Consider the following 19,746-nt stretch of genomic DNA (forward strand, 5'->3'; position numbering starts at 1 on the left):
AGGTAGGCGCCGTCCTTGGGCTGGGTGAAGAGGTGGCACGTGCCAGGACACGAGGCCCTTTGTCAGCGGGCTGACAGTGGCCGGAACGGCTTGTCAGTGGGTTGTCAGGCGGAATGGCCAGGATCGGTGGCAACGCCAGGCATCACGTCTCGCGTCGAACCGGATAGATCCCACCTGATGTCGAGGAGCCACAGATGGAGAACGTCAATGTCCTTATCTCCGGAGCAAGCGTCGGTGGCCCCGCCCTGGCGTACTTCCTGAACCGGTACGGCTTCAACGTCACCGTCGTCGAGCGGGCGCCCCACCTACGTCCCGGCGGGCAGGCGATCGACGTGCGGGCCGCCGCGCTCGATGTCCTTGAGCGGATGGGCGTCCTGGAGGAGGCGCGCCGTCTCAAGACCGACGTGCGCGGCATGTCCATCGTGGACAGCACCGGCAAGGAGCTGTACCGCACCACCGAACACACCTTCACCGGCGGTCCTATCGCCAACTCCGATATCGAGATCGTCCGCGACGACCTGTCCCGTCTGATCTACGAGGCGACCGGCGACGGCGTCGAGTACCTGTTCAACGACTCGATCACCAGCATCACCCAGGACGAGCACACCGCCCACGTCACCTTCGAGAACAGCGCACCGCGCGACTTCGACATCGTCGTCGGCGCGGACGGACTGCACTCCAACGTCCGCAAGCTGGTCTTCGGCCCCGAGTCGCGGTTCTTCCGCTACCTCGGCTCCTACCTGGCCGTGTTCACCGCTCCCAACTTCCTTGGCCTGGACCACTGGCAGGTCTTCCACCGACTCGGCGGCATCATGATGAGCCTCCGCGACAACAGCGAACTCCGTGTCTACATGGGCTTCGAGTCCAAGGAACCCATCGACTACGACTTCCGCGACCTCACCGCGCAGAAGCGGCTGATCGCCGAGCAGATGGCCAATGTCGGCTGGGAGTTCCCCAACGCGCTCAAGTACATGTGGGACGCCCCCGACTTCCACTTCGACTCCATGAGCCAGATCCGCATGGACAGTTGGTCCAACGGCCGGGTCGTACTGCTCGGCGACGCCGGGTACTGCGGCTCGCCCATGTCCGGTCAGGGCACGAGCATGGCGCTGATCGGCGCGTACGTCCTCGCGGGCGAGCTCAAGGCGGCGGGCGGCGACCACGTCGCGGCGTTCGCCGCCTACGAGGACGAGCTACGCGGCTTCGTGGAGCGGAACCAGGGCATCGCCCTGGAGAACGCCGAACAGCGCGCCGCGGCGGAGGAGGCCTTCGCCGGGATGTCCGAGGAGGAGATAGCCCAAGCGATGGGCGACAGCGGGGACCACGAGGAGTTCCGCGACGTGGTGACGTCGTACTCCCTCAAGACGTACTGACGGGAAGTGGCCGCCCCCCGCGTGGGGGCGGCCACTTCACCGTGTTCAGACGACGGTGGGGTACGCGCGGGCGAACTCCACGAAGGCGGACCACTGTTCGGGGGTGAAGTCCAGAACGGGACCGGCTTTGTCCTTGGAGTCCCGGACGTGGACGGTGGCGGGGTGCGCGGCGACCTCGATGCACTGGCCGCCTTCGCCCCCGCTGTGGCTGGACTTCCGCCAGTCGTAGGCGACTTCGACGCACTCGCCGCCGCCTCCGCCGCTGTAGCTGGATTTGAACCAAACGAGCTCGTTCATGTCGCTCCCGTTGCCAACTGCTTGATAAAGCTGACCGATTCATCAGGTGTAAGGGCCTGGCTTCGCAGGATCGCATACCGTTGCGCGATCTTGCTGACGGTTGGGCGGTCAGTGATCAGGCGGCCGGTGTTCTGGACTTCCAGGTACGCGCGCATTTCCTGGTCGGGTGGTTCGACCAGCAACAACGGTCCTTCGAGTCCGGCGTGCCCTGTGCGTTCGGTAGGCATCACCTGGAGTTCGACGTGCCGCATCTGAGCAACTTCCACCAAGCGCTCCAACTGTTCGCGCATGACCCGTTCGCCACCGATGGGGCGTTGTAGCAGTACCTCTTCGAGGACGAAGCTGAGGGATGGAGCTGGCACGCGAGTCAGGAGTCTCTGTCGGGCCATTCGGGCAGCGACTCGAACCTCGATCTCACCGTCGTCCAGGGCCGGGCGGTGTTCTTCGTGTACGGCACGTGCGTAGGCCTCGGTCTGCAGCAGGCCGTTGATGAGCTGGCAGTCGTATGCGCATCGAGCGACAGCCTCCGCTTCCACATCCGCGAACGGCTGGAACCAGGACGGGTGCGGCTCCTTCAGCAACTCGTCCGCCACCGACGTGAAGACCCCCGGCACCTTGAACAACTCCTCGAACCGAACGAGAAGGTCGGGCTTCGGGGTCCTTCGTCCCGACTCGATACTGCGGATCTGGGACTCCGAGTACCCGACCTTCTTACCGAGTTGAGCCTGGGTGAGCCCGGCTCGTAGCCGTAGGGCCTTGACCTGGGTGCCGATGATCCGCAAGCTCACAGGTGTGTTGCCGTCGCTCATCACGATTCTCCCCTCATCGATGAGCACGAAGCGCGCACCGCGCAACCACCGCACAGATCCACCGCACAGCGCGTCAGCGGCCCCGTACCCTGCGTGGATCTCGAAACCGTAGCCCTGACCAGGGCAGCCTCGGGGCATGAACGCTGAAAGCCCACCCGATCGAATGCCGGTTCCCCTGCCGGGAGTTGGCGGAGAGAGGACGTTTACAGACGCGGCGCCGGTGGACGTGCAGACAATCGCCATGACCGTGCACACGGTCCTGGGCGACCGCGCCGCCTACCCCCGGTACGAGGAGGTCGAGGAACTCGTCCTGTGCCTGCGTGGGCACATCATGCTGCTGATCCCCGAGGTGGAGACGCTGGCATGCGCGCAGCCGAAGGACGACCTGTGCCGCACGCTGGCGCTGGCCGGAATCGCGGAGGCCCGGCGGAAGTTGCGCGGCGACACCGGGACGGGACTGGCGTCCGCCGTCCTGCACGCACAGCAACTGGCGCGAGCCTGCCAGGCGTTGCTGCTGCACCACAAACGCCTGACGGCGTAGCGCCGAAAAAAATCATGGACACGGGTGTCATACGAGGGCGCCCCCTCGCTCGTGTAGCTGGTGAAGGTCACAGCAGCACCGAGACCAAGGGGGAAAACAATGGCATCCGTGCTCATTCGGAAGACCGCGGCGCTGGCCGCCGGCGTGGCCGCCGTGGCGGGCCTCGGCTTCGTCGCACCGGCCGCCCAGGCCGTCCCGCGGCACCACGCCGTGGTGGCACACCACAGCGACCAGGCCCCGGCCGGATGGATCGACCGCGGCAAGTACTGGACGTTCGACGGCTGCAACAGCGACGGCCAGCAGGGCGTCCAGCGCGGTGCGTGGGACCAGTACCAGTGCGCCAACGGAAGTGTCTTCTGGAACCTGTGGACCAACCGCTGAACCATCCCTCCGAAGGGGCGGCCGGGGAGTACGTGACGGGGGCTCCGGCCGCCCCGGCAGGATCGGCCGCCGCGCAATGGCGGAAAGGTGACTAGCGTCACTCTTTTCAAGAAAACACGCATACGTATGCGCCTTCCGGTTAGGGGTTCGCTGCTGGTCAGCCAGCTTGTGCAAATCGGACATTGGAAGGCAGAACAGACGTGTCGGCAGTCGAGACCATTCATGTGAACGGGGCGTGGCAGGCCGCCGCGTCCGGCGCGCAGCGGGAGGTCCTCGACCCCGCAGACGCGAAGACGCTGGCCTTGGTGGCCGAGGGCGGCGTCGCCGACACGGACGCGGCGGTGGCCGCGGCCCGCCGGGCGTTCGACGAGGGGGCCTGGCCGCGGACGCCGGTCGCCGAGCGGGCCGCGCTGCTGCGCCGGGTCGCCGACCTGCTCCAGCGGGACCGCGAGGCGATCGCGCTGACCGAGAGCCGGGACACCGGGAAGACCCTGGAAGAGGGCCGCGTCGACGTGGACGACGTGACCAACGCGTTCCGCTACTTCGCCGACCTGGTGATGAACGAGAGCGGCGGCCGTGTGGTGGACGCGGGATCGCCCGACGTGCACAGCGTGGTCGTCTACGAGCCGGTCGGCGTGTGCGCGATGATCACGCCCTGGAACTACCCGCTGCTCCAGGCCAGTTGGAAGATCGCTCCGGCGCTGGCGGCGGGCAACACCTTCGTCATCAAGCCCAGCGAGGTCACCCCGCTGTCCACCGTGCACCTGATGAAGCTGCTGGTGGAGGCAGGGCTTCCGGCCGGAGTCGGCAACGTGGTCACCGGCTCCGGCGACCCGGTGGGCGCCCGGCTGGCCGAGCACCCGGACGTGGACCTGGTCTCGTTCACCGGCGGTCTGGCCAGCGGCACCAAGGTGATGGAGGCCGCCGCGGCCAGCGTGAAGAAGGTCGCGCTTGAGCTGGGCGGCAAGAACCCGAACGTGGTCTTCGCCGACGCCTGCGCCACCGAGGAGGGCTTCGACACCGCCGTCGACCAGGCGCTGAACGCGGCCTTCATCCACAGCGGCCAGGTCTGCTCGGCCGGTGCCCGGCTGATCATCGAGGACTCGGTGCGCGACCGCTTCGTCGCCGAACTCGCCCGCCGCGCCGAGCGGATCAAGCTCGGCCGGGGCACCGAGCCGGGCGTCGAGTGCGGCCCGCTGGTGTCCGCGGCCCAACTCGCCAAGACGGAACGCTACGTCGCGGCGGCGCTCGCCGAGGGCGCCAGCCTGCGCTGCGGTGGCTCCCGCCCCGAGCCCAGCCAGATCCGCCCGGCCACCGGCTACTTCTACTCGCCGACCGTCCTCGACCACTGCCATGGCGAGATGAGCGTGGTCCGCGAGGAGACCTTCGGGCCGATCCTCACAGTGGAGACCTTCCACACCGAGGACGAGGCGGTGGCGCTGGCCAACGACACCGAGTACGGCCTGGCGGGCGCGGTGTGGACCACCGACGCGGGCCGCGCCCGGCGGGTCGCCGGACGGCTGCGGCACGGAACGGTGTGGATCAACGACTACCACCCGTACCTCCCGCAGGCCGAGTGGGGCGGCTTCGGCAAGTCCGGCATCGGTCGCGAACTCGGCCCGTCCGGGCTGAACGAGTACCGCGAGCCCAAGCACATCTACCAGAACCTGGCGCCGCGCCCGGTCCGCTGGTTCGGCGGCTGACCGCCGAACCGTTCCAAAGGGCCCGAGTTCACGCACCACCGCACCAGAGGAGCAGTACCCCCATGCCCGTGAATGACCACGTTTACGACTATGTCGTGATCGGCGGCGGCACCGCAGGATCCGTCATCGCCTCCCGGCTCACCGAGGACCCCTCGGTCCAGGTCGCGGTGATCGAGGGCGGGCCGTCCGACGTCGACCGCGAGGACGTGCTCACGCTGCGCCGCTGGCTGGGACTGCTCGGCGGCGACCTGGACTACGACTACCCGACCACCGAGCAGCCGCGCGGCAACTCGCACATCCGGCACAGCCGCGCCCGGGTGCTCGGCGGCTGCTCCTCGCACAACACGCTGATCAGCTTCAAGCCGCTGCCGTCCGACTGGGACGAGTGGGCGCAGGCCGGTGCCGAGGGCTGGGACGCGGCGGCCATGGACCCGTACTTCGACCGGCTGCGGAACAACATCGTGGCGGTGGACGAGAAGGACCGGAACGCCATCGCCCGTGACTTCATCGACGCCGCCCAGGCGGCGATCGGCGTGCCGCGCGTCGAGGGCTTCAACCGCAAGCCGTTCCACGAGGGCGTCGGCTTCTTCGACCTGGCGTACCACCCGGAGAACAACAGGCGGTCCTCCGCGTCGGTCGCCTACCTGCACCCCTTCCTCGACCGAGGCAACCTCCACCTGATGCTGGAGACCTGGGCGTACAAGCTGGAACTGGACGCCGACAAGCGGGCCACCGGTGTGCGGGTGCGCACCAAGGACGGCGAGGAGATCCTCGTCCGGGCCGCCCGCGAGGTGCTGGTGTGCGCGGGCGCGGTGGACACCCCGCGGCTGCTGATGCACTCCGGCATAGGCCCGAAGCAGGACGTTGAGGCGCTGGGCATACCCGTGGTGCACGACCTGCCGGGCGTCGGCGAGAACCTGCTGGACCACCCCGAGTCGGTGATCGTCTGGGAGACCGACGGGCCGATCCCGGACAACTCCGCGATGGACTCCGACGCGGGCCTGTTCGTCCGCCGGGACCCGGACTCCAAGGGCCCCGACCTGATGTTCCACTTCTACCAGATCCCGTTCACCGACAACCCCGAGCGCCTCGGCTACGAAAAGCCCCCGCACGGGGTGTCGATGACCCCCAACATCCCCAAGCCGCGCAGCCGCGGCCGTCTCTACCTGACCAGCGCGGACCCGTCGGTCAAGCCCGCCTTGGACTTCAGGTACTTCACCGACCCCGAGGACTACGACGGACGCACCCTGGTCGACGGCATCCGCATCGCCCGGGAGATCGCCAGGACCGAGCCGCTGGCCAGCTGGCTCAAGCGCGAGGTCTGCCCGGGTCCCGAGGTCACCTCGGACCAGGACATCTCCGAGTACGCCCGCAAGGTCGCGCACACCGTCTACCACCCGGCGGGCACCTGCAAGATGGGCGCCGACGACGACGAACTCGCCGTCGTCGACCCGCAGTTGAGGATCCGAGGCCTGAACGGCGTCCGTATCGCGGATGCGTCCGTCTTCCCGACGATGCCCGCGGTGAACCCGATGATCGGCGTGCTGATGGTGGGGGAGAAGGCCGCCGAACTGCTCGGCGCGACCACGACCCGAGGCGGTGATGCCCGATGAGCGACTCCACGAACCCGGTGTTCGCCGTCCGCAACCTGTGGAAGGTCTTCGGCCCCAAGGCCGACCGGATCCCCGGATCCCCCGAAGCCGACCTGAGCGGCGAGGACCTGCGGCAGCGCACCGGCTGCACGGTCGCGGTACGGGACGTCTCCTTCGACGTGCGCAAGGGCGAGGTCTTCGTCGTCATGGGCCTGTCCGGCTCCGGCAAGTCCACCCTGGTGCGCTGTCTGACCCGGCTGATCGAGCCGACCTCCGGCGGGATCGCCATCGACGGCGAGGACGTGCGCGGCATGGACACCGCCCGGCTGCGCGAGCTGCGCCGCCACCGCGCGGCCATGGTCTTCCAGCACTTCGGCCTGCTGCCGCACCGCTCGGTGCTGGACAACGTCGCCTACGGCCTGGAGATCCAGGGCGCGGGCAAGGCGGAACGGCGGGCCAAGGCCGGCGAGATAGTGGAGAAGGTCGGCCTGGCGGGCCTTGAGGGCCGACGCCCCGGCCAGCTCTCCGGTGGCCAGCAGCAGCGCGTCGGGCTCGCCCGGGCGCTCGCCGTCGACCCCGAAGTGCTGCTGTTCGACGAGCCGTTCAGCGCGCTCGACCCGCTGATCCGCCGGGACATGCAGGAGGAGGTCGTCCGCCTGCACCGGGAGGAGGGCCGTACGATGGTCTTCATCACCCACGACCTGTCCGAGGCGCTGCGGCTCGGCGACCGGATCGCGCTGATGCGCGCCGGCCGGATCGTGCAGTGCGGCACCCCGGAGGAGATCGTCGGCTCCCCGGCCGACGAGTACGTGCGCGACTTCGTCCGGGACGTGCCGCGCGAGCAGGTCCTCACGGTGCGCCGCGCGATGCGGCCCGCCGTGGGCGGTGAGGCCGACAGCGGTCCCGCGGTGGCCCCAACGACCCTGGTCAGCGAGGCGATCGAGGCGGTGGCCAGGACCGGCGGTCCGGTCCGGGTGGTCGAGGGCGCGCGCTGCCTCGGGGTCGTGGACCACCAGGTGCTGCTGGCGGTGGTGGCGGGGGTTGAGAGCGCCGGTTCGGGTGCGCCGACTGAGAAGGCCGTCGCGTGAGTGCTGTGAGTACGGCCGCGGCCAAGCCCGTCGGCGGTTCCGTCCGGGAGTTGGTGGCACGGCGGCGTGGGCTCGCCAAGCTGGTGCTGCTCGCCGTTGTCGCGGCGGTCGTGGTGCCGCTGGTGGACTCGCGCTGGGGCAGCGGCAGTTGGCCCGCCGCGCTGACCGTCGACCCGTCGGGTTCGCTGGGCAAGGCCAGCAACTGGATCATCGACAACCGGGACAGCAGCCCGGTCTTCCTCTACTTCTTCGGCTACGTCAGCTACGGCGTGGGCTACGCCGTACGCGGTGTCTACCTCCTGTTGCTGGCCCTCGGCTGGACCGGGGTGACCGCCGCGGCGACGCTGCTGGCCTGGCGGTTCGCCGGGCGGCGGGTCGCGCTCACCGCGCTGGTCTCGCTGCTGGCCTGCGGGGCGCTCGGCATGTGGGTGCCGACCATGCAGACGCTGGCGCTGATGGTGGTGGCCGTGCTCGCCTCGGTCGCCGTGGGCGCGCTGCTCGGTCTTGCCGCCGGGCTGTCGGACCGGATGTTCCGGGTGCTGCGGCCGGTGTTGGACACCATGCAGGTGCTCCCCGCGTTCGCCTATCTGCTGCCGTTCGTCTGGGTCTTCGGCATCGGCGTGCCGCCCGCGGTGCTGGCCACCGTGGTCTACGCGGCCCCGCCGATGGCCCGGCTCACCGCGCTCGGGCTGCGCGGCGCCGACTCCGGCGTGCTGGAGGCGGTCACCTCGCTGGGGGCTACCGGGCGGCAGCGGCTGCTGACCGCGCGGCTGCCGCTGGCCCGCGGGCAGCTGCTGCTGGGCGTCAACCAGACGATCATGATGGCGCTGTCGATGGCCGTGATCGCCTCGGTGATCGGCGCGGGCGGCCTCGGCGACCGCGTCTACCAGGCGCTGTCCACCGTCGACGTCGGCAACGCGCTGGCCGCGGGCATCCCGATCGTGCTGCTCGCCGTCGTGCTCGACCGCACGACTGCGGCCGCCGGGGCGCGGATCGGATCCGATCGCGAGCGGTTCGGGCGCGGCTGGGTCGTGTGGAGCGTGCTCGCCGCGGCGATCGCCGGGTGCGCGCTCGTCGGACGGTTGCTCGACTCGGCTTCCTGGCCGGGGAGTTGGACGGTCAGCATCGCGGCACCGGTCAACAGCGTCGTCGGCTGGATCACCGGGCACCTCAACACCGGCGTTCCGGTGATCGGCGGGACCGCCGACTGGGCGGCCGGGTTCACCACCTGGGTCCTCGACCCGCTGCGCGACGGCCTTCAGGGTCTGCCGTGGTGGTCGGTGCTGCTGGTCGTGGGCGCGCTGGCCTGGCTGATCGGTACCTGGCGCACGGCGCTCACCGCCGTGCTGGCGATGGCGGCGATCGGCGTGCTCGGGGTGTGGAGCGTCTCGCTGGACACCCTCTCGCAGGTGCTGGCCGCGCTGGCGGTGACGCTCGTCGTCGGCATCGTGATCGGCATCGCGGCGGCGCGCAGCCGTCGGTTCGAAGCGCTGCTCCGGCCGGTGCTGGACGTCTTCCAGACCATGCCGCAGTTCGTCTATCTGATCCCGGTCGTCGCGCTGTTCGGCGCGGGCCGGGCCGCGGGCGCGGCGGCGGCCGTGGCGTACGCGGTACCGGCGGTCGTGCGGATCACCACGCAGGGCCTGCGGCAGGTGGACCCCGGGGCGATGGAGGCCGCGCGGTCGCTGGGCGCGACCGGAGGCCAGCAGGTACGGCAGGTGCAACTGCCGCTCGCCCGGCCCGCGTTGCTGCTCGCGGTCAACCAGGGGGTGGTGCTGGTACTGGCGGTGGTCGTCATCGCGGGCATGATCGGCGGCGGTGCGCTCGGCTACAACGTGGTCTTCGGGCTCGCCCAGGGCGATCTGGCCACCGGGTTGATCGGCGGTACGGCGATCGTGTGCCTCGGGCTGATGTTGGACCGGGTGACGCAGCCGGTCGCCTCCGCGAAGGGACGGTGATGGTGATCATGCGTAGGAAGTTGCTGGGCGCGCTGCTCGCGGGTGGCGTGCTGGTCACCGCCACGGGCTGCGGTGCGGCCGACATGACCAAGCAGACCTCGCCGTACGCGAACGCCTCCGGTGCGAAGACGGTGACCCTGTCCGTGCAGTCGTGGGTGGGCTCGCAGGCCAACGTGGCGGTCGCCCAGTACCTGCTGGAGCACGAGCTGGGGTACCGGGTGGACACCGTCCAGGTGGACGAGGTGCCCGCGTGGGACGCGCTCAGCCAGGACCGCGTGGACGCGCTCCTGGAGGACTGGGGGCACCCCGACCAGGAGAAGCGGTACGTCCAGGAGAAGAAGACCATCGTCTCCGCCGGGGGCGAGGGGGTCACCGGGCACATCGGCTGGTGGGTGCCGAAGTATCTCGCCGACGAGCATCCGGACATCCTCGACTGGCGGAACCTCGACAAGTACGCGGATCTGATGCGGACCGCGGAGAGCGGCAACAAGGGGCAGTTGCTTGACGGTTCGCCGTCCTACGTCACCAACGACAAGGCGCTGGTGAAGAACCTCCACCTCAACTACCAGCCGGTGTTCGCCGGTTCCGAGGCGGCGCAGATCACCCAGATCAAGCAGTTCGCCAAGGACAGGAAGCCGTTCCTGACGTACTGGTACACGCCGCAGTGGCTGTTCAACGAAGTGCCGATGGTGGAGGTGAAACTCCCGCCGCACACGGACGCCTGTGGCGCCAAGGCACCCGCGGACATCGACTGCGCCTACCCCACGACTCCGTTGCAGAAGTACCTGAACGCGAACTTCGCCAAGCACGGGGGGAAGGCTGCTCAGTTCCTGAAGAACTTCCACTGGACGAAGGACGAGCAGAACGAGGTCTCGCAGATGATCGCGGAGCAGAAGCTGTCGCCGGAGGCGGCGGCGAAGCGGTGGGTTGACGCCCATCCGGACGTGTGGCGGGCCTGGTTGCCCAAGTAGTTCTTCCCACCCGCCCACCCGTTTTGCCTGGGTGGGCGGGCGGAAACTACGGCGCCAGCGTGGTGCAGAGGGCGTCGAGCGCGCCGGCGAAGGCGTGTTCCGGGGGGGTGCCGTATCCCACGACCAGCGCGGGGCGCTGGCCCGTCGCGCCGTACATCCGCATGCCCGTCACCGCCAGGCCCAGTTGCGCCGCGCGCTTGATGAGGTCCGCCTCCGGCGGGTAGCCGTCAGGCAGTTCGATGACCGCGTGCAGTCCGGCAGCGATGCCGGAGACCCGTACCCCAGGCGCCCGCGCCGCCAGCGCGGTGACGAGGCGGTCCCGCCGCAGCCGGTACCGCGACCGCATCCGCCGCACATGCCGGTCGTACGCGCCGCCGGCGATCAGCTCCGCCAACGTCAACTGATCGACGACCGGTGACTGCCGGTCGGCGAGCCGCTTCTGCCGCACCAGTGGCTCCATGAGCCGCTGGGGCAACACCAGCCACGCAAGCCGAACCCCCGGCGCCAGGCTCTTGCTCGCGGTCCCCGCATACACGACATTGGCCGGATCAAGCCCCTGGAGCGCTCCGACCGGCTGCCGGTCGTACCGGAACTCCCCGTCGTAGTCGTCCTCGACCACCACGCCCCCGCTGGCATGCGCCCACGCCACCGCCGCCGTACGCCGCTCCGGCGAGAGCGCCACCCCGGAGGGGAACTGGTGCGCGGGCGTCAGCAGCACCGCCTCCGCGGCCAGCGAGGACAGCGTGCCGACGTCGGCGCCGTACTCGTCCACCGGCAGTTCCACGGTGGCGAGACCGGACTCCCGCAGCACGGTGCGGGTGTCGGGGAACCCCAGCGCCTCCACGGCGATCCGCCGCCCGCCGAGTTCCGTGAGCGCCCTGCCCAGCAGGCCGATGGCCTGCACATAGCCCGTGCAGACCAGGATCAGGTCCGGGTTCGCCCGTACTCCCCGCACCCGGGAGAGGTACTCCGCGAGCGCCTCCCGCAGTTCCACCCGGCCGCGCGGATCGGTGTAGCCGAAGGCGTCGTGCGGCGCCTTGGCCATCGCCTGCCGGGTGGCGGCGACCCACGCGGTGCGCGGGAAGGACGACAGGTCGGGCGAGCCGGGCCGCAGGTCGTACGGCAGGTGGTCACCGGCGGCCAGCCCCGGGAACGCCAGCGCGACCGATGTCGACACCGGCTTCTGCGGGCGGGCGCCCGGCGCCACCCGGGTCCCGGAGCCCTGGCGTGCCGTCAACCACCCTTCGGCGACCAGCTGTCCGTACGCGTCGGCGACGGTGTTGCGGGCCAGGCCGAGGTCCCGGGCGAGGGCTCTGGACGAGGGCAGTCTGGTGCCCGGCGCGAGGCGTCCGTCGCGTACCGCGTTGCGCAGCGCGGATTCCAGGCCGCTGCGCAGCCCACCGCCAGAGCGAAGTTCCAAATGCAGGTCAAGTCCATGACCAGAGGGGTCTGAATCGCTCGTACCGCTGTCATGCTGCCTGCCACACCGGTCAGAACCGTGCGGTTGAATGGCCCGTTCAAACACATCACAAGTGGACCATGCGCGCATACCAGTGCGCACCTACGGTGGATGTCATGACGACAACGGTGAACCCCGCAGAAGCCCTGGTCCCGGCCCCCACCCAGCGGATCGCGCTGGCGAAGCTCATGCCCGACTTCTACAAGGCGATGGTCGCGCTCGACCGCGCCGCGTCGGACGGGCTCGACCCGGACATCAGGGAACTGATCAAGATCCGCGCCTCGCAGCTGAACGGCTGTGCGTACTGCCTCGACATGCACACCCGTGACGCGCGGAGCCAGGGGATGTCGGAGCAGAAGGTGTTCGGCGTGCAGGTCTGGCGGGAGACGCCGTTCTTCACCGCCCGCGAGCGCGCCGCTCTCGCGCTGACGGAGGCCATCACCCACCTGGGCGAGCACGGCGTCCCCGACGAGGTCTACGACGAGGCGGCGAAGGTCTTCGACGAGCAGGAGCTGAGCCGGGTGATGGGCATGGCCATCGTCATCAACGCCTGGAACCGCATCGGTGTGGCGTCCCGCCTGTCCCCGGCCCACCGCCACGCGTAGCCCGGCCCCCACGGCGGCGGGGGCCATGCCCCGCCGCGCCGTGGCGGGACATGGGCACGCCGGGTGTCAGGCGGACCGGGTCCGCCTGCGTACGGCGACGGTGCCGCCCACCGCCACCAGTGCCAGGGCCGCGCCCGAGCCGCCCAGCAGCGCCGGATCGGGACCCGCGGAAGGACGCGCCGGGGCGGCGAGGCCGTAGCCCCCGGCGAGGCCCTTGCGGTCGTAGGCCGACCCCGGCAGCTTGTCGGCGTACCGGCCGTGCACCAGCTGCTGGTACGCGCCGAGCGACATCGTCCGCTTGCCGCCGAAGGCGGCGACCGCCTCCTGGTTGAGCGGTTGGACACTGCCGCCCTTGAGGCGGTACCAGGCGTGGATCTGCGGCTCGGTGAAGACCGTTGAGTCCGCCGTGGCCTGGTCGGCGTAGCCGATGTCACCACCGCCGTCGCGCACTCCGGCCAGTTGCCAGGCGGTGCCCCTGGGCCCGGCGGACAGCAGCACGGTGGCCTGGTGACCGCCCGCCCCGCGCACCAGTGCGGCCAGATACGACAGCCGCAGCGCACCCGCCGCGGTCGGGCGGGCCTTCCCGGTGACGAAGCCGGGCGTGATCTCGTACAGCGCGACCGGGTCGTTGACGCTGAACGTCTGCTGGTTGTCGCGCGCTCCCGCGTTCATCGGCGCGTCCTGCTGGCCGCCGTCGGCGCCGACGTTCGCCGTGGCGCTGAGGAACCGGGAGACGGTGTCGTGAACCCGCGCCGACCGCAACACCTGGCGCGCGCCCTGGTAGTTCGGAACGCCCGCGGGGCCGTCGGCGGCCTGGGCCTGGGGGCATACGGCGAGCAGAAGCGCCGTCACGGAGAGTGAAGCGAGGGACAGGTCGCGGGCCAGTCGTGGAATTCTTCTTCTTTTACCGTCACTGTTGTGCATTTGCCGCCCGCCTTTAGCTGTAGATCCCGACACGGCTATGAGTCCACTGGAACGACGAGTTGCTCACGTAGTCGTTGTAGTTCCACCACGTGTAGGTCTGGGTGGACGGCCAGGGATCGCCGACCGCGATCATTTGCGACGACGGGTCGTATCCGTAGACGACGTTCATGTGGCCACCGCCGGAACGCCAGCCGATACGGACGGCGAACGGCCGTCCGCTGGTTATCTCCTTGCCGGTTTCGGAGAAGGACGCACTGCGGTAGAGGTCGTAACCGGTGCTGGTGAAACCCATGTTGGACCAGGCGTTGGCCATGTCGTCCAGCGTCGCCGGCTGGTCATCGCAACTGAGGTTGCCGTTCTGGGCGGCCAGGCGGCAGAAGTCGTTCTGGCTGTACTGGGTGTAGCCCCAGTAGTCCGCGATGGTCAGGCCGGAGGCGTCCCAGCACCACTCGTCCTGGACCTGCTTCTGCATCGCGATGTTCAGGGTGACCCGCACGTCGGGCCGCGACGAGCAGACGGGCAGGTTGTCGGTGTTCTCCGAGATGAACGCGTCGGCTATGTAGAAGGACCCCGGTGCGGACCAGATCCAGCGGGCGTCGTTCTCCACCGTGTCGCCCTGTACCTGGCAGGTCATGGAGACGGTGCCGCCCACGGTGGCCTGACCGACTATCTGCGCGGAAAGGCGCGGCGCCTGGCGTTCGTTGATGGTGCGGTAATTGCCCTGGCCGCCGACGACGGTACCGGTCGGGGAATCGGCCTGGGCGCGGCCGCCGCCGCTGAGCAGAAGTACGGCGGCGAGCGCGGATGCCGCGACCGCCGCCAATGCTCTGCCCGGCAGGGAGAAGCGGGAAGCGTGCATGGAAGGACTCTTTCGGGCGTGGGGGAAGACACGCGCACGCCAAACGGCAGGAAACGGCGTGCGACGCGTACCTGTGCCGGGCGGACCAACTCGCCGCCCCGCGCGGGGAATTACTACAGCACCCGAACACCGCGAGGCAATGACTCTCCGTCAATATCCGTGAAATGAAGGGGAGTAGTCGCAGGCTGTGACGAACGCAGTCGCGGCCCCGAACCCCAGGCCAGGGGATTCGGGGCCGCGACTGCGGACGTTGTCTGTGTTCTGTCTGTTGGTTACTGGCGGTAGTACTCGACGGACCGTCTCAGGATTCCGCGCCGACCTTCGTCGCCGACGTGTCGGCCGCTGGTTCCGCGCCGCCTTCGCCGAAGCGGGCCAGTGCGAGCGCGCCGAGCACGGCGAGCGCGTAGCCCGCGACGGCCAGGCCGCCCAGGCCCGCCCGGGTGCGGTCGCCCAGGGCGAGCACGCCGACCAGCGCCGGGCCGATCGTCTCGCCGATCACCATGCCCGCCGTCGCGACCGTCACGGAACCGCGCTGGAGCGCGGTGGTCAGCAGCATGAACGCCGAGGCTCCGCCGAGCAGCACCGCGTAGGTCGCCGGGTTCGTGAGCATGTCCATGATGTTGAAGTCCGGCACCAGCCGTACCGCCACGGTCACCACGCCGAAGCCGAAGCCCGCGCCGAGACCGAGTGCGGCGGCCCGCACGCGTTCCGGCAGCCATCCGGCGGCCAGGCCCGCCAGCAGTACGAGCGCCGCGGCGGCGAGCACGCCCCAGCGCAGTTCCGGGCTGCCGGAGCTGTGCCCTTCCGCGCCGGAGGCGGCGGCCAGCAGGCCGAGGCCCAGGCAGACGGTGGCTACGGCGCCCCACTCCGCCTTGCCGAGGCGTGCCTTGAGCAGCCGGGAGGCGACCACCGCGGTCACCGCGAGGCTTGCCGCCAGCGCGGCACCGACCGCGTAGATCGGCACGGTACGGAGGGCGACCAGCTCCAGTCCGAACCCCGCGCCGTCCAACGCCAGCCCGACCACGTACCACCACTGCCGCAACGCGCGCACCAGCAGGCGGGGGTCCACCCCCGCGGAGTCCTCCCCGGTAGCGGCCCGCCGCGCCGCGACAGCCTGAAAAACGGAGGCGGTGCCGAAGCAGACCGCCGCCCCCAGCGCACACAACAATCCCAGAACCACGCACTGGACTCTACGCGGCGCCCGAGGGCCTGCCGGGCGGCGCCTGCCACGGTGACGGCACCGCCACCTTCCGCCGCCGCGGCGGGCCCGGTCGTCAGGCCGCCGTTACCGGAAGGATATTTCCGCAGCTACGGCGGTAGCCGTGGGAAGCTGTACGCGATAGATCATCGCTGGTCGGCGGTCCGCGCGAGGCGGGCTTCGCGCGGAGGGCGGAATGGCAGAAGCACTTCAACGGGTACGGCAGGCGTGGGACGAGGTGTGGGACCGGTTCGTCGCGTCCGACCCGGGGCTGATCCGGCTGATGGCCGGACTCCGCACCGTCGCGTCCATCGTGCTGACCCTCGCGGTGCTGGCCGCGTTCCAGATCCCGGTGAGCCTGCTCGTCGCGGGCGCGATGGCGGCCATGGTCGCGACGTTCGCGATCAGCGAGCCGCTGCCCAGGGACCAGGCGGTCACCCTCGCCTGGGGGCTGCCCACCGCGTTCGCCGCTATGTCCCTCGGCGCCCTGCTGAATCGTTACGTCATCATCGGCGACCTGTTCTTCGTGGCGTTGATCTTCGCCGCGGTCTACGTACGCCGGTTCGGCGACCGCGGCACCTCGCTCGGCCTCATCGGCTTCCAGGTCTACTTCGTCTCGCTGTTCGTGCACGCCCGCGTCGCCACGCTGCCGCAGCTTTACGGAACGCTGTTCGCCGCGTTCTGCTGCGCGGCGGTGGCGCGGTTCGTACTGGTACGGGCCACGCCCGAGTCCACGTTGCAGCGGCTGCGCAGGGCGTTCAGAGCGCGTCTGGCCCAAGTGGTGGAAGCACAGATGGCGTTGGTGGGGGAGACCGCACCGGACAAGCTGGACAAGGCGGTTGACGACCTGCGGCGGCAGACGGCCCGCCTGCACGAGTGCGCGCTGATGATCCAGGGGCGGCTGGAGGACGGCACCCGCGACGCCACCTCCGCCGCGCTGCTGCAACGCCGCGTCGCCGACGCCGAGATCGCCGCCGAGCGCCTCGGCGTACTGCTGCTCAAGGCCCGGCACTTCGACAGCGCCGACACCCTCACCCTGCACCTGCCGGACGCCCCCGCACTGGACGCCCCGGCGAAGGCTCCGGTGGAGGACGAGACGACCCGGCGGCTCCGCCGCGACCTCGCCGGACTGCACCTGCTGATCAGCCGCCTCGCCCCGAACGACCGCGGCACCGGCCTCGCCGTGATCCGCAACCGCCTGCTGGACTACCGGGAGGACGAGAACCTGCCGCGCGCCTCGCTCGCCGTACAGGACGCGTTCCGCGGCGTCGGTGAGGCCGCGCGAGCGGTGCTGGGCCTACGGCTGGCACTGGACGGCCCGCAGGACGAGACGGACGACAGCCCGGAGACGACCCGTTCCCGCGAGGAGTTCGACGCCGAGGACGTGGCGATCGTCCGGGAGGAGGAGCCCGAGGAGACGCTGGCCGGGCTGCAACGGCCCACCACCCGGGCGGCCTTCCAGGTCGGTGTCGGCTCGGCGCTGGCCATCGCCGGCGGCGAACTGCTGTCCAGCCAGCGCTGGTACTGGGCGGTGCTGACCTGCTGGGTGGTCTTCCTCAACACCTCCTCGACCGGCGAGATCCTGGTGAAGGGCTACCGGCGGCTGCTGGGCACGGTCATCGGCGTGATCGCCGGTGTGGTGCTCGCCGGACTGGTCGGCCACCACACCTGGACGGCGTTCGCCCTCGTACTGCTCTGCGTGTTCGGCGCGTTCTTCACCGCGCCGCTGTCGTACGTGCTGATGTCGTTCTTCCTCACCGCGATGCTCGGCCTGCTCTACACGCTGCTGAGCACCTACAGCATCGCCGTGCTGGAACTGCGCATCGAGGAGACCGCGTTGGGCGCCGCGTGCGGCATCATCGCCGCGCTGTTCGTCCTGCCGGTGCGCACGCACCACCACACCGACCGGCAGTTGCGGGAGGTGCTCGACAAGCTCGGTGAGGTCAGCTCGGCCGCGGTCGAGCAGCTCAGCGGCGGTCCGGCGGCCGATCTGCTGGACCTGGCACGGGAGTTGGACAGCGCGCTGGACAACCTGCGGCGCTCCACCCGGCCGTTGACGCACCCGATCACCCCGCTGCGGGTGCGCCGCCGTACCGCGCGCTATCTGGTGGCGCTGCTGGAGACCTGCGCGTACCACGCGCGCAGTCTGGCGGCCACCGCCGAACTCGTACCCAGCAGCACCCGGATCGCCGCCGACCCGCGGCTTGAGCGGGCCGGTCGGCGCATCCGGCGCAACATCGACGTGCTCATCGAGCACCTGGAGGACGAGAACGCCACCAGCGAGGTCGAGTCCGGCGCGAGCGTGGCCTCCATGCTGGAGGGGCCGGAGGCGGTCGGGCCGAAGCCCGGTTCCGTGACGTTCCGGGTGCTGCGGCATCTGCAACGGCTGCACGAGGGCGTGGTCGGCCTGGCCCGGCCGCTGGGCGTTCCGGTGGCCGAGACCCGCGACCGGGGAGGCAAGGCGGTTCAGACCCTCCCGAGCGGATCCTGACCACGGGTGCCGTGGTTGCGGCGGGTCTTCTCGCAGGGGCAAGTCCCCAAGTCCCCAAGTCCACAAGCGACCTGAGCAACTCCCCTGGCGCGGCGCCGCCGAGACGGTCGCGGCGGGCCAGGATCCGCCGGAGCGGCGCTACACGTCGAGCACCGTGCGCAGCTGCTCCAGGCCCCAGTCCAGGTCCTCCTTGGAGATCACCAGCGGCGGGGCGATGCGGATCGTGGCGCCGTGCGTGTCCTTGACCAGCACCCCGCGCTCCATCAGCGCCTCCGACACGTCCCGGCCCGAGCCGTGCCCGGGCGCGATGTCCACTCCGGCCCACAGGCCCCGGCCGCGTACCGCCTGCACGGCGCCGCCGCCCACCAGCGCGCCCAGCTCCCGGTGGAGATGGGCGCCCAACTCGGCGGCGCGCTGCTGGAATTCACCGGTCCGCAGCATCGCGATGACCTCCAGGGCCACCGCGCAGGCCAGCGGGTTGCCGCCGAACGTCGAACCGTGCTCGCCCGGCCGGTACACGCCGAGCACCGCGCTCGACGACACCACGGCGGAGACCGGCACCACACCGCCGCCGAGCGCCTTGCCCAGGACGTACATGTCCGGCACGACGCCCTCGTGTTCGCAGGCGAAGGTGCGGCCGGTGCGGCCGAGGCCCGACTGGATCTCGTCGGCGATGAACAGCGTGCCGCGCCGCTCGGTGATCCGCCGTACCTCGGCGAGGTAGCCGGGCGGCGGCACCAGCACCCCGGCCTCGCCCTGGATCGGCTCCAGCAGTACGGCGACCGTGCGCTCGTCCACCGCCGCGTCGATCGCGGCCGCGTCGCCGTACGGCACGATCTCGAAGCCGGGGGTGTAGGGGCCGTAGTCCCGGCGGGCCTCCTCGTCGGTGGAGAAGCTGATGATGGTGGTGGTCCGGCCGTGGAAGTTGTCGCCGGCGACCACGATCTTGGCCTGGCCGTCGGGCACGCCCTTGACCCGGTATCCCCACTTGCGGGCGGTCTTGACCGCGGTCTCCACGGCCTCGGCGCCGGTGTTCATCGGCAGGACCATCTCCATGCCGCACAGGTCCGCCAGCTCCGTACAGAACGCGGCGAACTGGTCGTGGTGGAACGCGCGGGAGGTGAGGGTGACGCGGTCCAACTGGGCCTTGGCCGCGTCGATCAACCGCTGGTTGCGGTGGCCGAAGTTGAGCGCCGAGTACCCGGCGAGCATGTCCAGGTAGCGACGGCCCTCGACATCCGTCATCCAGGCGCCTTCCGCTGTCGCGACGACTACGGGCAACGGGTGGTAGTTGTGCGCGCTGCGCGCGTCGGCTTCCCGGATCAGCTCCGCGGAAGTGGCGTGCGTGGTCATACGGGCTCCTCTCGTCACACGTCTCACACGACGAGGCAGCAGCTTGCCGCCTCAAGTGTGCGGCCCGGAACCCCGGCGGCGGCACACTTTCGTGGAGTTGCCCGCCGTCGCGGCGGATTTTCCTCCTGTGCCCCGGTGGGCCGG

The 19,746-nt window shown here is 70.3% G+C and carries 17 protein-coding genes; 10 read left to right on the plus strand and 7 right to left on the minus strand.

The features are described 5' to 3' along the window. Positions 1-194: 194 nt before the first annotated feature. Positions 195-1,373, plus strand: a complete 1,179-nt coding sequence (locus P3G67_RS18105; protein WP_276094369.1) for an FAD-dependent monooxygenase — start codon at positions 195-197, stop codon at positions 1,371-1,373. A 45-nt stretch (positions 1,374-1,418) separates the two neighbouring features. Here the strand turns inward: P3G67_RS18105 and P3G67_RS18110 are convergent, their stop codons facing one another. Both P3G67_RS18110 and P3G67_RS18115 read right to left on the minus strand, forming a co-directional pair. Beyond that, entirely contained in the window at positions 1,419-1,670 is a 252-nt protein-coding gene (locus P3G67_RS18110) for a DUF397 domain-containing protein (protein ID WP_276094370.1), read from the minus strand. Next, positions 1,667-2,479 carry a helix-turn-helix domain-containing protein gene (locus P3G67_RS18115; protein WP_276094371.1) on the minus strand — a complete coding sequence of 271 codons (813 nt, stop codon included), beginning with the start codon at positions 2,477-2,479 and terminating at the stop codon, positions 1,667-1,669. Before P3G67_RS18115 ends, P3G67_RS18110 begins: the two co-directional genes overlap by 4 nt. A 241-nt stretch (positions 2,480-2,720) precedes the next feature. Between P3G67_RS18115 and P3G67_RS18120 the strand changes: the two genes are divergently transcribed. The 7 genes from P3G67_RS18120 (at position 2,721) to P3G67_RS18150 (ending at position 10,713) form a co-directional block, all read left to right on the plus strand. Further along, a complete protein-coding gene (locus tag P3G67_RS18120) occupies positions 2,721-3,020 on the plus strand; it encodes a DUF6415 family natural product biosynthesis protein (protein ID WP_276094372.1) in 300 nt (99 codons plus the stop codon). Between the two features lie 99 nt (positions 3,021-3,119). Next, entirely contained in the window at positions 3,120-3,401 is a 282-nt protein-coding gene (locus P3G67_RS18125) for a hypothetical protein (protein WP_391858282.1), read from the plus strand. Positions 3,402-3,601: 200 nt separating this feature from the next. Next, positions 3,602-5,104: an aldehyde dehydrogenase family protein gene (locus P3G67_RS18130; RefSeq protein ID WP_276094374.1), complete on the plus strand. Its 1,503-nt coding sequence runs from the start codon at positions 3,602-3,604 to the stop codon at positions 5,102-5,104. A gap of 62 nt (positions 5,105-5,166) precedes the next feature. Beyond that, positions 5,167-6,717, plus strand: coding sequence for a GMC family oxidoreductase (locus tag P3G67_RS18135; RefSeq protein WP_276094375.1), 1,551 nt, complete (start codon positions 5,167-5,169; stop codon positions 6,715-6,717). Then, the gene (locus tag P3G67_RS18140) at positions 6,714-7,784 is read left to right on the plus strand and encodes a quaternary amine ABC transporter ATP-binding protein (protein ID WP_276094376.1); all 1,071 of its coding nucleotides are present in this window, start codon (positions 6,714-6,716) and stop codon (positions 7,782-7,784) included. Before P3G67_RS18135 ends, P3G67_RS18140 begins: the two co-directional genes overlap by 4 nt. A 5-nt stretch (positions 7,785-7,789) precedes the next feature. Continuing rightward, the gene (locus P3G67_RS18145; RefSeq protein ID WP_391858288.1) at positions 7,790-9,742 is read left to right on the plus strand and encodes an ABC transporter permease; all 1,953 of its coding nucleotides are present in this window, start codon (positions 7,790-7,792) and stop codon (positions 9,740-9,742) included. Between the two features lie 8 nt (positions 9,743-9,750). After that, complete coding sequence (locus P3G67_RS18150; RefSeq protein WP_276094377.1) at positions 9,751-10,713, plus strand: ABC transporter substrate-binding protein; 963 nt, start codon at positions 9,751-9,753, stop codon at positions 10,711-10,713. A gap of 46 nt (positions 10,714-10,759) precedes the next feature. On the opposite strand, the gene pdxR is transcribed toward P3G67_RS18150, so the two are convergent. After that, complete coding sequence (pdxR, locus tag P3G67_RS18155; RefSeq protein ID WP_276094378.1) at positions 10,760-12,133, minus strand: MocR-like pyridoxine biosynthesis transcription factor PdxR; 1,374 nt, start codon at positions 12,131-12,133, stop codon at positions 10,760-10,762. Between the two features lie 155 nt (positions 12,134-12,288). On the opposite strand from pdxR, the gene P3G67_RS18160 reads away from it, so the two are divergent. Beyond that, complete coding sequence (locus P3G67_RS18160; RefSeq protein ID WP_276094379.1) at positions 12,289-12,777, plus strand: carboxymuconolactone decarboxylase family protein; 489 nt, start codon at positions 12,289-12,291, stop codon at positions 12,775-12,777. Between the two features lie 66 nt (positions 12,778-12,843). On the opposite strand, the gene P3G67_RS18165 is transcribed toward P3G67_RS18160, so the two are convergent. The 3 genes from P3G67_RS18165 to P3G67_RS18175 form a co-directional block, all read right to left on the minus strand. After that, positions 12,844-13,701 (minus strand): hypothetical protein, encoded by an 858-nt coding sequence (locus P3G67_RS18165; RefSeq protein WP_276094380.1) that lies wholly within the window; start codon positions 13,699-13,701, stop codon positions 12,844-12,846. Between the two features lie 13 nt (positions 13,702-13,714). Then, positions 13,715-14,560, minus strand: a complete 846-nt coding sequence (locus P3G67_RS18170) for a papain-like cysteine protease family protein (RefSeq protein WP_276094381.1) — start codon at positions 14,558-14,560, stop codon at positions 13,715-13,717. A gap of 301 nt (positions 14,561-14,861) precedes the next feature. Beyond that, positions 14,862-15,740: a hypothetical protein gene (locus P3G67_RS18175; protein ID WP_276094382.1), complete on the minus strand. Its 879-nt coding sequence runs from the start codon at positions 15,738-15,740 to the stop codon at positions 14,862-14,864. 214 nt (positions 15,741-15,954) lie between these two features. Here P3G67_RS18175 and P3G67_RS18180 point away from each other — a divergent pair, with 214 nt between their 5' ends. Continuing rightward, the gene (locus P3G67_RS18180; protein ID WP_276094383.1) at positions 15,955-18,249 is read left to right on the plus strand and encodes an FUSC family protein; all 2,295 of its coding nucleotides are present in this window, start codon (positions 15,955-15,957) and stop codon (positions 18,247-18,249) included. A 138-nt stretch (positions 18,250-18,387) separates the two neighbouring features. Here the strand turns inward: P3G67_RS18180 and rocD are convergent, their stop codons facing one another. Beyond that, on the minus strand, positions 18,388-19,602 hold the full coding sequence (rocD, locus tag P3G67_RS18185; protein WP_276094384.1) for an ornithine--oxo-acid transaminase: 1,215 nt from the start codon (positions 19,600-19,602) through the stop codon (positions 18,388-18,390). Between the last annotated feature and the right edge of the window lie 144 nt (positions 19,603-19,746).

Source organism: Streptomyces silvisoli (assembly GCF_029269905.1).
GTDB lineage: Bacteria > Actinomycetota > Actinomycetes > Streptomycetales > Streptomycetaceae > Streptantibioticus_A > Streptantibioticus_A silvisoli_A.

What these genes read in the sequence shown, in the direction of transcription:
- P3G67_RS18105 (WP_276094369.1), top strand. Translation starts at nt 195, where the DNA reads ATGGAGAACGTCAATGTCCTTATCTCCGGAGCAAGCGTCGGTGGCCCC.
- P3G67_RS18110 (WP_276094370.1), bottom strand. Translation starts at nt 1,670, where the DNA reads ATGAACGAGCTCGTTTGGTTCAAATCCAGCTACAGCGGCGGAGGCGGC.
- P3G67_RS18115 (WP_276094371.1), bottom strand. Translation starts at nt 2,479, where the DNA reads ATGAGCGACGGCAACACACCTGTGAGCTTGCGGATCATCGGCACCCAG.
- P3G67_RS18120 (WP_276094372.1), top strand. Translation starts at nt 2,721, where the DNA reads ATGACCGTGCACACGGTCCTGGGCGACCGCGCCGCCTACCCCCGGTAC.
- P3G67_RS18125 (WP_391858282.1), top strand. Translation starts at nt 3,120, where the DNA reads ATGGCATCCGTGCTCATTCGGAAGACCGCGGCGCTGGCCGCCGGCGTG.
- P3G67_RS18135 (WP_276094375.1), top strand. Translation starts at nt 5,167, where the DNA reads ATGCCCGTGAATGACCACGTTTACGACTATGTCGTGATCGGCGGCGGC.
- P3G67_RS18140 (WP_276094376.1), top strand. Translation starts at nt 6,714, where the DNA reads ATGAGCGACTCCACGAACCCGGTGTTCGCCGTCCGCAACCTGTGGAAG.
- P3G67_RS18150 (WP_276094377.1), top strand. Translation starts at nt 9,751, where the DNA reads ATGCGTAGGAAGTTGCTGGGCGCGCTGCTCGCGGGTGGCGTGCTGGTC.
- P3G67_RS18160 (WP_276094379.1), top strand. Translation starts at nt 12,289, where the DNA reads ATGACGACAACGGTGAACCCCGCAGAAGCCCTGGTCCCGGCCCCCACC.
- P3G67_RS18165 (WP_276094380.1), bottom strand. Translation starts at nt 13,701, where the DNA reads ATGCACAACAGTGACGGTAAAAGAAGAAGAATTCCACGACTGGCCCGC.
- P3G67_RS18170 (WP_276094381.1), bottom strand. Translation starts at nt 14,560, where the DNA reads ATGCACGCTTCCCGCTTCTCCCTGCCGGGCAGAGCATTGGCGGCGGTC.
- P3G67_RS18180 (WP_276094383.1), top strand. Translation starts at nt 15,955, where the DNA reads ATGGCAGAAGCACTTCAACGGGTACGGCAGGCGTGGGACGAGGTGTGG.
- rocD (WP_276094384.1), bottom strand. Translation starts at nt 19,602, where the DNA reads ATGACCACGCACGCCACTTCCGCGGAGCTGATCCGGGAAGCCGACGCG.